The sequence below is a fragment of the Proteiniphilum sp. UBA5463 genome, assembly GCF_002427225.1.
GTDB lineage: Bacteria > Bacteroidota > Bacteroidia > Bacteroidales > Dysgonomonadaceae > Proteiniphilum > Proteiniphilum propionicum.
Genome location: NZ_DIQL01000015.1, coordinates 55,095 through 68,548, shown reverse-complemented (window position 1 = coordinate 68,548; position 13,454 = coordinate 55,095). Strand labels below are relative to the sequence as shown.

10 protein-coding genes are annotated in these 13,454 nt (G+C 39.4%); all 10 read right to left on the bottom strand.

Annotated elements, in window-relative coordinates; translation table 11 throughout:
• Window positions 1–243: 243 nt before the first annotated feature.
• Window positions 244–1,578 carry a Gfo/Idh/MocA family protein gene (locus B3B27_RS03220; protein WP_286846815.1) on the bottom strand — a complete coding sequence of 445 codons (1,335 nt, stop codon included), beginning with the start codon at window positions 1,576–1,578 and terminating at the stop codon, window positions 244–246.
• A gap of 156 nt (window positions 1,579–1,734) precedes the next feature.
• Complete coding sequence (locus B3B27_RS03215; protein ID WP_407681783.1) at window positions 1,735–2,628, bottom strand: FAD:protein FMN transferase; 894 nt, start codon at window positions 2,626–2,628, stop codon at window positions 1,735–1,737.
• Between the two features lie 14 nt (window positions 2,629–2,642).
• Complete coding sequence (locus tag B3B27_RS03210; RefSeq protein ID WP_238868763.1) at window positions 2,643–3,707, bottom strand: Tat pathway signal protein; 1,065 nt, start codon at window positions 3,705–3,707, stop codon at window positions 2,643–2,645.
• Window positions 3,708–3,733: 26 nt separating this feature from the next.
• Window positions 3,734–5,089, bottom strand: a complete 1,356-nt coding sequence (locus B3B27_RS03205; protein ID WP_238868765.1) for a Gfo/Idh/MocA family protein — start codon at window positions 5,087–5,089, stop codon at window positions 3,734–3,736.
• 364 nt (window positions 5,090–5,453) lie between these two features.
• Complete coding sequence (locus B3B27_RS03200) at window positions 5,454–6,866, bottom strand: putative oxidoreductase C-terminal domain-containing protein (RefSeq protein ID WP_238868767.1); 1,413 nt, start codon at window positions 6,864–6,866, stop codon at window positions 5,454–5,456.
• Between the two features lie 7 nt (window positions 6,867–6,873).
• The gene (locus B3B27_RS03195; RefSeq protein ID WP_238868769.1) at window positions 6,874–7,872 is read right to left on the bottom strand and encodes a Gfo/Idh/MocA family protein; all 999 of its coding nucleotides are present in this window, start codon (window positions 7,870–7,872) and stop codon (window positions 6,874–6,876) included.
• Between the two features lie 197 nt (window positions 7,873–8,069).
• Window positions 8,070–8,879 (bottom strand): glucosamine-6-phosphate deaminase, encoded by an 810-nt coding sequence (locus tag B3B27_RS03190; protein ID WP_238868771.1) that lies wholly within the window; start codon window positions 8,877–8,879, stop codon window positions 8,070–8,072.
• On the bottom strand, window positions 8,854–10,047 hold the full coding sequence (nagA, locus tag B3B27_RS03185) for an N-acetylglucosamine-6-phosphate deacetylase (protein ID WP_286846814.1): 1,194 nt from the start codon (window positions 10,045–10,047) through the stop codon (window positions 8,854–8,856). The genes B3B27_RS03190 and nagA overlap by 26 nt, the downstream gene beginning before the upstream one ends.
• A gap of 93 nt (window positions 10,048–10,140) precedes the next feature.
• Entirely contained in the window at window positions 10,141–11,529 is a 1,389-nt protein-coding gene (locus B3B27_RS03180) for an MFS transporter (protein ID WP_238868773.1), read from the bottom strand.
• Window positions 11,530–11,649: 120 nt separating this feature from the next.
• Complete coding sequence (locus B3B27_RS03175; RefSeq protein ID WP_238868774.1) at window positions 11,650–12,813, bottom strand: xylose operon transcription regulator XylR; 1,164 nt, start codon at window positions 12,811–12,813, stop codon at window positions 11,650–11,652.
• Window positions 12,814–13,454: the final 641 nt, after the last annotated feature.

Sequence of the window (13,454 nt, the reverse complement as noted above, 5' to 3'; positions counted from 1 at the left end):
CCATTGCAACAAGCAGATACAAAGTTATAGAAATAATAATAACATATCCTATTTGGGTAAACATTTCATACCAGGGTGTTTTGAAAGTAATAATTGAAAAAATATTTATCAGGAATGCTATGATAAAGCAGGCGGAAAGAATAAATATTTCTTTTTTTAACCGCTTTGACGTTATAATTAAATCTTTCATCTTCATGCGTCTCCTTTAATAATTAAGTAATAATTGGTATAGAAAAACTCAGTTTAAGAAAATCTCATATATGGAATTTTATATTCTTCCGGGAAAGAGATCTTCTTTTGTTCGGTAATAGCCTGATTCCCCAAATGGCAAAGCATTGTGGCAAGATAAGCTTCCTCAACAATATTTTTCCCTTTTTCGCCGGTAATACAAGCTTGGCAGAATGCAGACAGAATTTCATCGGAACCATCTTTCAGGGCTCCAATCATCGATAACCCGTCATTTACATGAAATTCTCCTTCAATGATGTTGTGAGGAGTATACCTCTCTTTTGTCTCAGGTCGCCAGCTTGGGCCGGCAGCCGGCACTGAGGCATATATTTTATTGCCTATCTGTCCGATTAATTGTTCAATACCCGATTTGTTACTACCGGCTTCATCTTCCAGATAATAAATGCCGGTAGCCAGGTTCATGGTACCTTTACTGCCAAGGATCTGATCCTCCATCCCATTAAATTTATTGGAAATAAGAGACTCGTAATTGATTTTGACTCCGTTGTTGTAATGGTATACCAGATTCACGCTATCATACACCTCTCTTCCATCTTTCCAATATACGATATCGCCCATTCCCATTACTGATTCGGGGACCATCTTCATGGCCCAGCAGCACACCTCCAGCTGATGCGCAGCTAGTTCAGTCATTAATCCGGCCGAGTAGTCCCAATAGAGGCGCCAGTTTATCTGACGCTCCAGTTCCGGGGAAGGTACAGGTCGACGCCAGTCATGATTCCGGAACCAATGACAACGGGCTCCCATAACATCTCCAATTAATCCGGAATGAATCATCTGCATCCCTTTTATATACTTCTCATCGAACATCCGTTGCATACAAAAATAGAGCACTCTGTCAGTTTTCCTGTATGCCTCGTAAACCACTTTGCATTGATCCATGGTCAAAGCCATAGCCTTCTCACAAAACACATGCTTGCCAGCCTCCAACGCATCCAGAGTAATGGGTGCATGTAAATAGAGTGGGGTTGATATAATAACACCGTCTATATCGGTAGATTCCAGCATTTTCCTGTAGTCTGTGTAGGTCTTTGCATTTGGGCACAGAGCAGAGGCTGCCTTCAAGTTCGGCGGATATATATCACATAAAGCAACAATTTCCGCATGCGGAATATTTGATACAGCATGGATACTGTAAGTTCCTCTGGAGCCCGTCCCTATAAATCCTATACGTGCTTTTTCGTTTTTAATTTCTTTTGCTTTATCCGTTGTGAACGATTGCAGCCACGGGGTTGTTGCCAATAGCGTGGCACCTCCCGAAATATAACCTAAGTCCTTAATAAATTGCCGCAGGCTGGTATCCACTTGTTTAGGTTTTTTGTTCGACATGATTTTACTTCCTTATAAGTCCTGTATACATTCCGGTAAATTCTTACTTAATAGCTGAATAATCAGTTAGTTATGCTCCTTACCCCAAAAAAGTATTCAGAGTTGATAATCAACTTGTTATTATCAGTCTCCTAAGAGGAATACCGAATTGTTATTCTATAAACTATATTCAATAATATTTTTAATTTTAAAATTCTCAGATAAATTCTTTTTTTCTTCCCGCCCGGCCATCATAAAAGCCGTGCTGAGTATTTCGGCCTCCAGCGGGTCTTTTGAAGTTATTGATATTATTTTACGCTCTTTTATTGATTCTCCCGAAGCGGGCCGCACTATATGGCCTGTATAGGTTGGTGTATTTCCCGATACCGATAAAGCCTCGTCCCTTAGCGAAATCTCATTAAGGTTCTCTCCCGGGTTAAATGGGTTTACAATGCTTATTTTCCATGCATCGCCATAAGGATGATGGCCCATTCCCAATACTGAGCTATTGCCGAAATCCACAAAACAGTGTTGAACTCCGGCATTAACCAGGTACTGTTTGATTTTTTTCAAAGCATACCCCTTTGCATATCCTCCCAGATCAAGAGATAAGCCGGGTTGAGAAAAATATATTGATTTATCCTGCCAGGCAAAGCCGACCTTTGAAAAATCTTTTAATGTAATATCAAATAATCCTAGAGTCTGCAGATAGTATTGCCTGCAGCTTTGCAAAACAGACCACATTTCAGAGGTTACACGGATAGGATTATCCGATGCATCCCGGTTTATGATCGATATTTCACTCAGCGGGTCAAATCTGTTCATCATCTTATCAAGACGGTGTAACTCAGATACTGTTTCACTCCATAAATATTCCGATTCCGGTTTACTTTTATCGATAATCAGAATGTCGAAACGAGTCCCCATGATATTCTGCAACGAACCATGCAGCATCATTGGGTATTCATAATAGTGAAAATAACCTGAATCAGTTTTAATCCGGCTATTGTGAGACCTGCAAGATTTTTCAGGATATGTCGTCAGTTTGACGTTTTCATATGATGATTTCATATGATAATATTTTTTTAACCTATAGCATTTGCTACCTGCTCAATAGCCTCACAATGTTTTTTAAAGCAAGGAGCCAATGTAGGTCTCCATGTCGTTTGCATAAAACCCTTGAGTCTGTCGGCACTGATTATTTTCGAGCAATGTTCTACTGTTTTTCCGAAATTAACATCATTTGAGTGGTTGCTCCCTGTCGGTATCTGATCAAATCCGTGTGCCTCCAACTGGTCATATAATCTTACATATTTTTCATTCAGAGGGTTGCTGATATTTTCAAATTGTGATCCATAATACCAGTTACTTTGCAAAACAGATTTTGGCATTTTTTCAAAAAAAAGATCAGGATGATCCCATGCATAGTCGGACCAGATCCATGGCCTGACATTTTGTTTTTCAACTAAATCCACTAAATAATAAAAATCATGCCACCACAATTCACCTTGACGAACAACCATATTTTCATGATTCCTCTGATGTACTGCGGTCTCTTCATCCATGCCCAGATGAAAAAAGCGGGGGGTGTCAAACAGACTGCATACTTCTTCAATCAAATTTTTACATACAGCATAATATTTATCTGAGGATATCATACGTTGATAGGGCCCTAACCAGGCTTTATGACCAGTTGAAAAGTTCAATTTGGGAATAGGTTCCAAACCCATCTCTCTGATTTTTTTTAATTCCCTCATTAACTTCTGGGGAGACCAGGCTCCTGTCACTGCTATTTCAGGATGGCTATCATACTTTACTCCGTCTCCTAAATCAATAATAACCATATTCATTCCGGCATCAACCATTTTTTTCAATAATTGATCCCAGACGTTTTTATCGAAAGTCAGTTCCGGCTGATAACAGTGTGCCCACATTCTTGTTTCCAGACAATCATTGCTTGGCGAACTTTTTGTTTGATATTTCAGAGGCGTATTATCTTCCCACATATTATAACTTAAATGGAGCAAATTAGCCCAGATAAGTTCATTATTGCTTTTTTTTGTTACCCTTTGGGCGAAAATCTGCCCAGGTATTGCCGCAGCTATACTTGCGGCTGTAACTTGCTTGATAAATTCTCTTCTATTTGTCATTTGATTCAAATAATTAAAAAACCATTTTACTGAAAATAGTTCAACCCTTGTAGTTTATTCCAATCTCCCCGGGTAAAATCGGGAATTTTTACCGGTTGGCCTCCATTTGTGGTTGAAATTTCAGTGAGTTCAACCAGACATGACCACTCTGCGGCATCATAAACGTCCATATCAAGTGGCAGGCCGTTCCTTAAGCAATAAATAAGACGATAATCCATTATATAGTCCATACCTCCATGGCCTCCCACTTTTTTAGCTTTCTCTCCTATCTCTTTTATGAAAGGGTGCTCATACTTTTTCATCAGCTCGTTAAATTTTTCCTCCGTCAGAAATTGATGTGAATCCGGCTCCAAAGCAATTAGGGGAGTAGGGTATTTTTGTGCATAGCCCTTTGTGCCACTTACTGTATGAAGACGGCTGTAGGGGCGGGGACTGGTCACATCATGCTGTACCATGATTGTTTTTCCTTTTGCAGTACGTATAATGGTCGTATTCATATCACCTAATGTATGTTTTATTTTTGTTTCCGGAGATCCATCGCCATACAGCTCTTTTAAATAGGCAGAAATTCCAAACTGGTTTGAAGAGACTGAAACCAGAAAGTCCATCTTGTCACCCCTGTGTATATTCATAGTATGGCAAATGGGACCGAAACCGTGGGTAGGGTAAGGATTTCCGTTATAGGTTTCGTAAAATTTAACTCTCCATCCCTCAACATTTTTCAATTGGGACCTAAGGTCGTGAATATAGGCACCTTCCCCATGGACAATATCTCCGAACACTCCTTTCTGAGCCATGTTTAAAGTAGTTAGTTCAAAGAAATCGTAACAGCAATTTTCTAACATCATGCAGTGTTTTCTTGTCTTTTCTGCTGTGTCGACTAACTGCCAGCATTCTTCTATGGTTACCGCTGCCGGTACTTCCATAGCAACGTGCTTGCCTTTTTTCATGGCATATACAGCTATTGGGGTGTGAGATAGCCAATCAGTGCATATATAGATTAAATCAATATCATCACGTTCACAAACCTCTTTCCATGAATCTTCTCCCACATATTCCGTTGCGGGAGGGAGGTTTTTATTTTGAAGATATGATTGTCCTGTTTTTACCCGCTCTTCTTTCAGGTCGCAGATAGCCTTAATTTCAACGCCTTCCATATGGATATATCTTCTAAGAGCTGCCCCCCCACGGTTACCCACTCCAATAAAGCCAATTCTAACAGTTGGAATTGGATCTGCAGAAAGTTGCAGAACACTTTTCTGCCCGGCCGGACGTTTTGGCTCTTTCAATTCAATCATTTTTAATTCATTCTGCTTCATGCTTACACATGAAACAGATAAGATGATGATAGACAGCAAATAAAACTTAAAGAGTGTTTTCATAAAAATAACTTATTATAATCAGTATAAATCAATAAAAATTAATTCTGCTCAACTTGACTCAGGAAAGTCGGTCTCTGTTTTTTTGATATGCCTGATAGAGGCAAATATGTTTCGAAATACAGGTATAGGATCAGGCTAAGAAAAGGGGTATATAACAAACTTTTTTCCATCTCTTTCAAACGTGATGCATTTTGTCCGTATAGAGCAGAAAAATAGCCAGACAATATAGAATTATAAAAGCTGTATATTTCAATATGAATATAATTTAATTACAATTCTCACCTCTCCTTGTTTAGGAAGAGGTGAGCCCAAATATGGATATCAAATGAAGATAAACCATTTCTCCCTATTCTTTCGCCCCTGTTCATTTTGAATCAATTGCTTTTGCCAATGCTGTTGATGTAATGAAATATTTTGCTAAAGTATTTGTTTTCTCCCACTCCGGCATATTACGATTCACCAAGAAGTTGAAAAAACTTTCAGCTACATATCTGAAGTGCGACTCATGCCCCTCTCTGTTTTCAACCGGAATACTTATAAGATACTCCCCATTATAGGATGTAGGTGAAGCAGATACAAATGGATATATAGCTTTTATTTTTCCAATAGCCGTTTCTATATTCCGTGCAAACTCTTTTTCATCAACATCTTCGGCTTTTTGTGCATACAACTGTTTTACGAAGTTTTGTTCTTTATTCTGAACAGTCTTCAAAATAGCTTTTGTGCCTTTCAACGTGGAGATGAATGTGTCTGCGCCACCATCAGGTGCCTGGTAGTTCCATATAACTTTTAAACTAACATTGTGGTTTCTTACATCGAAACTAACAGTTCCGTTGGCATAGACATTTAATATTGAATTAACGAGATATTTTTGCAGATAATCCGGGAATGTTGATTCTCCGGTAGATTGAGAGAACTGTTGCTGAGATATTCCAGTTGGCCAGTGAGTAGCTGAGATATTTCCGATGTCTCGAGAATAATCGATAGGCTGGCCCGGGAAACATTTCCAGAACAGCAAATCAATCAGGTGGGTTGTTACATCGGCGATACCCTCTCCCTGTTGCTCAACATCGTAGTACCATGCAGGTCGTATCAGTGGTGTGCCCGAAACCTCTTTATAGAAGTGATGCACGCTCTCCATATATATTGCGGGATCTTCCGGGGTCCCTTTTACCAGTTCTCCAAAGAAATCGGGGTTGTTTATCAGCTCTTTTTCTATGATGTTCAGTATATCGTAACGTTCTGTCATCATATCGTACAGTTGAACATTTTTTTCCTTGGCATTTTTATACGCTTCTTCCAGCAAAAGGAAATCTTCCCGGTTAATTGCCATCGGCTTGTCTGACAATACATTCAGACCGGCATTCACAGCACTGAGAATATATTCAGTCTTATTCTTATTGTTACCTGCAAGTACCACAACGTTTCCTTTCTTACCGGTTATCATCTTATCCATAAAGTCGTGGCCGGTATAAATAATCTCGTGCCAGTCTGTCGGATTTTCAGATCTGCAGTTAAATAGCTCAATAGCTGAAAGATATTGTTTTAATCCGGCATCATCAGGTGATATTGCGTATACGTATACCGAATCATTTACTTGGGGAATGGTGCTTTTTTGAAGCAAGTTGGCATGAAAATGCCCCGGTGCAAGTACTATCAGTTTTACTTCACCTTCTTTGCCGGTAAAAGCTGTTTTATTACCGGCTTTTTCCCTGTTTTGTTGTATACAGGAAAGCAATATCAGCCCGGCTACAATAATCGGCCATCCCTTTTTCATTTTATTGTTATTTTAAATTACGGATTAGTTTTTGTGCTTCTTTTACACCTTTTTGATATGTTGCATCTAAAGGAATAATTTTCCCTCCTTTGCTTTTACTGATGTCTGCAGCTTCGATAAAGGTGAATATCTCCAATGTCTCTTTTTCAGTTACAGGTGGAATACGGGTTTTAAAAAACTTCAGTATTTCCTTTAATAGCGGCTCGTACCCGCCATATGTTCCTGTAGAGACAACTCCCTGGTCTGTAACAGCATTTCCTCCATATGGAGCTTTTCCAGTACGTGCTCCTCTTACTGTACCAATTCTGCCATCGTCCCAAAGTCCAACCACCACATCTGTCCCTTCTGAAGACATACGGTTTACCGAAACACAACCAGTTCCCATAACCGTAAATAAAGTCTCAATGCCATGTATTCCATACCATGCTAAATCTGAGTGTGATGGTTCGAGATGAGCGGGTGAATAACAGTCTGCTCCAAGTACTTTTCCCAACTCTCCGTTTCTTAGCTTCTGGCTTTGTTCAACATACCTTAAAGCTGAGGATGAGAAAACAGGTACGTTATATTCTTTAGCAAGTTGGAAAATAGCAATGGCTTGTGCCAGGTTGGCACCTATTGGCTTATCTATAAAAACTATTTTCCCTGCTTTAAAAACTTCGTTTGCCTGCTCCAGATGAAGATTCCCGTCATTTGTTTCAAGCATCACACAATCTACCTTTTTAAGTAATTCTGCAATTGATGGAACAATCTCCACACCCAATCCTTTTACCTGTTCAATATAGCCGGGTATTCGGTCGTAGCTCGTTTTAATTGTTTTAGATCCGTAAGGATAGGCAGCAACGATCCTGAAATCCTTGAACTCTTCATTTTTATCTTCTCCGTTCAAAAACTTTGTAAATGCGGTTGCGTGAGAGGTATCGAGGCCTATGATACCGATATTTATCTGTGCCTGGGACAGAGAAAAAAAACAGGTTAAAAATGCAAAAAATATAATTCTGAGTTTCATAATATTTTTTTTTGATGTTGTTAAAGACATAAATCTTATTAAGAATTTTAAATTAATAAAGGGCGCAAATTTCACGAAGTTATTTTTCTGTTTTGCGAGATGTGAATTGCCTATGATAGCCATCCCATTTTGGTGAAATTTGCAACGCAGTAAACCGGGGAAAGAACGAGTAAAATATATCTTTCATTTGTTTACAGTTATTTGTCCCCAGGGTTGTTGTTTTCCAACAAAGAAGCGCTGTCTTTGTCCAGATATAATATAGCACCTTTTTTTGTTCTTAATATCGTGGCCGGGCATGCTTCGCTGATATCACCGTTCAGAGTGTTGTAAACAGCTTCTGCTTTATTCTCAGCGGGTACCATGCAAAACATGTGTTTCGCCCTTAACAATGCCGGAATTGTAACGGTTATTGCATGTGTGGGAACCAGGCCTATCGAGGCAAAAAGGTTTTCATTCACCTGTTGCTGCCTGCAAGCCAAATCCAATTCCACCACCTTCACCGATTTTGGATCGTTAAAATTGGCTACTGGTGGGTCGTTAAAAGCTATATGTCCGTTTTCTCCGATTCCCAGGCAAACGATATCCACAGGATTTTGCTCAAGTAAACCTGCGTACCTTTCGCATTCGGCTGAAGGGTCTTCAGCTAGCCCATTTATATAATGCACACTTTTAAAAGGAACTTTTTCAAAAATTCGTTTCCTCAAAAAATTCCCGAATCCCTGAGGAGCATCCTTTTCCAACCCGATGTACTCATCCATGTGAAAGGCATTGATCTTTTCCCACCGGATCCGTTTATCAGCTGTTAATTCCTTCATAAAATCGCTTTGCGATGGTGCAGCAGCGAATATCATATTTATTTCATCTTTCTCCCTGAGGAGTTTTTGAATGGTTTCAGATACATTGATGGCTGCCTCTTTTCCCATCTCTTCTCTTGTATGGAAGATTTTCACTCCCAGCACTTCTTTCGTGAATGTGATCACATCAGTGTTGATTTGTGTATATGACATTTCCTTCTAAAATTGTGTGTGAAACATTAATATTATTATCAAAAACAACTATATCGGCATCTTTTCCTTTCAGGATAGATCCTTTATGCTTATCAATCCGCATAATACGGGCTGGTGTTAGTGTCATCATTTTCACCGCTTCTACCAACGGCACTTCGGCTACTTCTGTCATTGTTCTTACCAGTCGGTCAGTAGTTGCAACACTTCCGGCAAAAGCAGTACGGTCTGGCAGCTTGGCTACGCCGTCTTCTATAATTACTTTTTGGCCCTTTTCCAGGCTTCCCAGGATGGATTCTCCGTCCGGCATTCCCGCTCCCCGCATGGAATCGGTACATAGTGCTGTTTTTTCGGGCCCTTTGAATTTATATACGAACTGAAGAAGAGGCTTTGGCAGGTGTACTCCATCGGCAATAATTTCCACCGTCATATCATCAATCAGGTACGCGGCTTCCAAAACGCCTGCGTAACGGAATGCATTCCTTCGGGTAACGGACGACATTGCCGAATATAGATGTGTTACGTGGGTGAACCCTGCATTGAAGGCATCAACCACCTCTTCATAAATGGCATCGCTATGAGCAATGGAGGTCAGGATATTCTTTGAAGTCAACACTTTCCCGAATTCAAATGCCCCCGGCAATTCCGGTGCCAGGCTCCAGCGTACAATATCGTCCGACCCCGATAAAATCTTATTATACTCTTCCGGTTCAGGGTTTCTAAGATATTTGGGATCTTGCGCTCCTCGCTGATTGTAAGCAAAATAGGGCCCCTCCAGATGTAGGCCAAGGAACTTGGCTCCTTTTGTGTTCTTTTTAACGGCTTCTTTATACACGTTAAACGTGTTAATGAGCTCGTCTATGGTACTTGTCAACGTTGTAGGCAATAATGCCGTTGTCCCATATTTTGCATGTGTTTCTGCCGCTCCCAGGTAAGCTTCTACCGTTCCATCCATAAAGTCGTGGCCACCTCCGCCATGGGTATGAATATCTATAAACCCTGGGGCAATATACTTGTTAGTTGCATCTATCACAATATCGCCATTGCCGGGAATGAACTCTTTACTGTCAAGGATATCGGTTATTATCCCATTCTCACACACCACGGTCATGTCCTCTTCTATCTTGTCCGGGAATATAATCTTTCCGTTTTTTAATATTAATCGATCCATAATATGGTTTTGTTTTGTGAATTTGAAAAACAAAGAGTAACGGGCGGAAAAACTAAGGTGTTGCATTCCAGCCCTATTCCTTGATTCATCTTATTAATTAGCTTTTTCAGATACAGCAACACTGCTCTCTGCTTTGTTTTGTTTCCACTCTTTGATGCTATACCCGTGAGCAGCATACCATACTATATATGCAAAACATGGGATTAGTACCCAATATGCCAATTTCATTGCATCAAAAGCCGATAATGATGAATTCATTTCAACAAATGAGTTGTAAACAATAGGCATTATTGCACTTCCACTTAGTGCCATAACAAGGAATGCAGATCCCAGATTTGTATATTTCCCCAGCCTGTTTATAGCCAAAGGCCATATACCTGCATACAACAAAGCATTAGGGAGCCCCATCATCACAAGGTACCAAAGTGAAATATCTGTAGTCATTCCAAGGAAATTTACTGTCCCAGATGTGGTAATGATCAATGCTGATAAAACCAGATTTATTGAAGCGCATATCAGCAGGGCATTCCGTTGTTTCAGATATTTAGGTATAAGAGCAATTCCTAAAAAATAGCCGATAAAAGTCAGGAACATTGTGTAAGATGGAATATTCCGGGCAAGGCCTGAAAGGCTTTCCCCCATGGTCCCGGCGTACTGGATACTGGTTCCCAGCGCAATCATCTGGGTACCAACATGAAAGAACATTGCAACTACACCTAACACTAAAGCCGGATATTGGATAATCGACTTGTGTGAATTTTCATCTTCTGTGGAACGCTTATTTACCACTGACGGGTCTAATTCAGGCAGTGTTGAGTAACGAACCACAATGCCGAAAACGAATAATGCGACTGCCAGAACAAGGTAAGGTGTTATTACTCCTTTTATCAGCGTATCCAGTGCTGCGTTAAGAGATTCACCGGTATAAGCTCCGGCTTCTATTTCCCGTATAAGGACTCTGTCCGATTCTCTAATGACAACAGCGGCAAAAATCAGGTTGGCGATCACTCCTGCCAGCTTGTTTCCGGTTCCTACAATGCTCATTCTTTTCGCTGCACTATCTATAGGTCCGACAATGGTTACATAAGGATTTGCAGCAGATTGCAAAATAGCCAGTCCAACACCCAGCAGGAACAGACCCAATAAAAACAATTGATAGATGCGCCAGTAGGCTGCCGGCACAAAAAGCAGTGCACCCAAAGCCATGCACCATAATCCAAACATCATTCCTCTTTTATACCCCACCTTGTTAAGCAGGAAAGAGGATGGTATGGCCATTACCAGATAGGCTATATAGAATGCAAATGTAACCAGATAGGATTGGAAATTAGATAGCTGAAGAGTTAACTGGAAATAGGGAATTAAAATGGTATTAACCCAGGATACCAGTCCGAAGATAAAAAACAGGAGTGCCAGAATAATCATAGACTTGATAGTGGTGCTTTTATTCCGGACTTGATTAATTTGAGGTTTAGTGCTCATTTTTAAATTAATTTTTTAAAACAATATGAAGACCGTGCTTCAAAATGACTTGAATACACAAAATTATTTCTTATATTTTTCAATAATGCTTTAAAAACGTAATTGTGTTTTCAAAAAACGTTATTCATTATCATGATCACTATACTTTTTACGATATTCGATAGGTGTACAGCCTTTCATTTTTTTAAAAATACGGGATATGTTTTTGCAGTCATTGAATCCTGACTCTAAAGCCAGGTCAAATAATGTCCTGTCTGTGGTTAACAATAGATGGGCGAAATAATCTATCCTGCAGCTTAAAATAAACTGATAAATTGAGATTCCCATTTCGTCTTTGAATTTCACCTCAAGGTTTCGGCGGGATAAAGGTACCATTTCGGAAAATGAATCTATGTTGATGTCGGTTGTGAAGTTGTCTTCAATAAAATTCACTATCTCGGATATATATTCATTCGATATATCATACTTTTCTGTCGATTTTCTTAATTCAAATCTTGTTGGTCGGATAATTATATCGAAAGGCTCCGTTATCTCTCTTTTAATGAACCTGTCAATTAATCTACCTGCCTCATAACCGCCTTTTTCCACATCTGTCATGATGGATGAAATAGGAGGATCTGACAAATTGCATATCAACTCGTCGTTGTCAACCCCCAATAAGGAAATATCTTCAGGAATTTTGATGTTATTTATCTTGCATATCTCTGAAACCTGGAGTGCAAAGCTATCGTCACAGGCGAATAATCCCACAGGTTTTGGTAACGATAATAACCATTCGTCAAGTTGAATATGGCTTTTACTCCACTGTTCACCATTCAGGTTCTCACTCTCGAAATAGTAATAATTACCGCCGGCTTTCTCTACCTCTTTCCAGAAACCTTCCGCTCTTTCTCTTGACCAGACAACGCCTTTGTTACCGTAGAAAGCAAAATTTCTATAACGCCTTTTGATGAAAAATTTTGCTGCCATTTGTCCGGTCCCAATATAGTCTCCGGTCAGGTTGGAGAAGTATGGGCTACGTTCCTTGTAGTTTTGAAGAAGTATTGGAATGTTTAGAGTAGCTAGAAGATTAGCTCCTTCTTGGTCCCATCTTGCTATAATTGCGTCGGCCTCCCATTCTTTTGCCCATTCAACAATACCTTCTTCGCCATAGAGAGTTTTATAATAAGCAGGCAGCCGGTAGAAGATCCATGGGCCGTGTTCTTTTGAATATTGAATCAGTCCCTTTAGCAGGCGGCGGCTGAACTCACTGGAGTAGTCGATCAGAATTAGTATTTTATTCATAGTATCTATTCAAATTGCGAAAATAATATATTACTAAGCTCAAATATAGCTGTAATTTATTTAATTATTTAAACGAAATTGAAATTTAACAAAAATTAGGGAGGCAATTTTAAAGTTGGATATTTGACTCTGTTCAACTTTTGCTCTTTATGGCAGAAGACAAGCTTTCTTGTCTTCTGCTAATCAGGTTTAACGCTCTACGTGTGATCCGGGTGCCCCACGGAACATAGAAACAGTATATTTATAAAGCTTTATACGCATTGAAATTTTTACTCCAATATTGTCATCAGAAGTTTGACAAATAGATTTTTTGGTTTCAAAAGCTGATCTGGCCATATCTAAAGCTGCTTTTACTTTAAAATAAGCCGCCATCAATAAAAAAAGAGGCCACCTCGATCGAGAAGGCCTCTTTTGTAATGGTTAACGTGATATCAGCATTAAGGTAAAAAAGATTGTTTTAGGTTATCGATACAAAGGTAAGCCACATTTTTGAATATGCAAAACAAAAAAACATATTATAAAACATAGTTTTACAATATGTTTTTGCTTTGTTCAAACATGTCTATTCAGATATAACCCTGTAATAGAGAACAATATATTTTGAGTAAAAAATTTGCCTTGTTTAAGAAAAAAAATAAAAA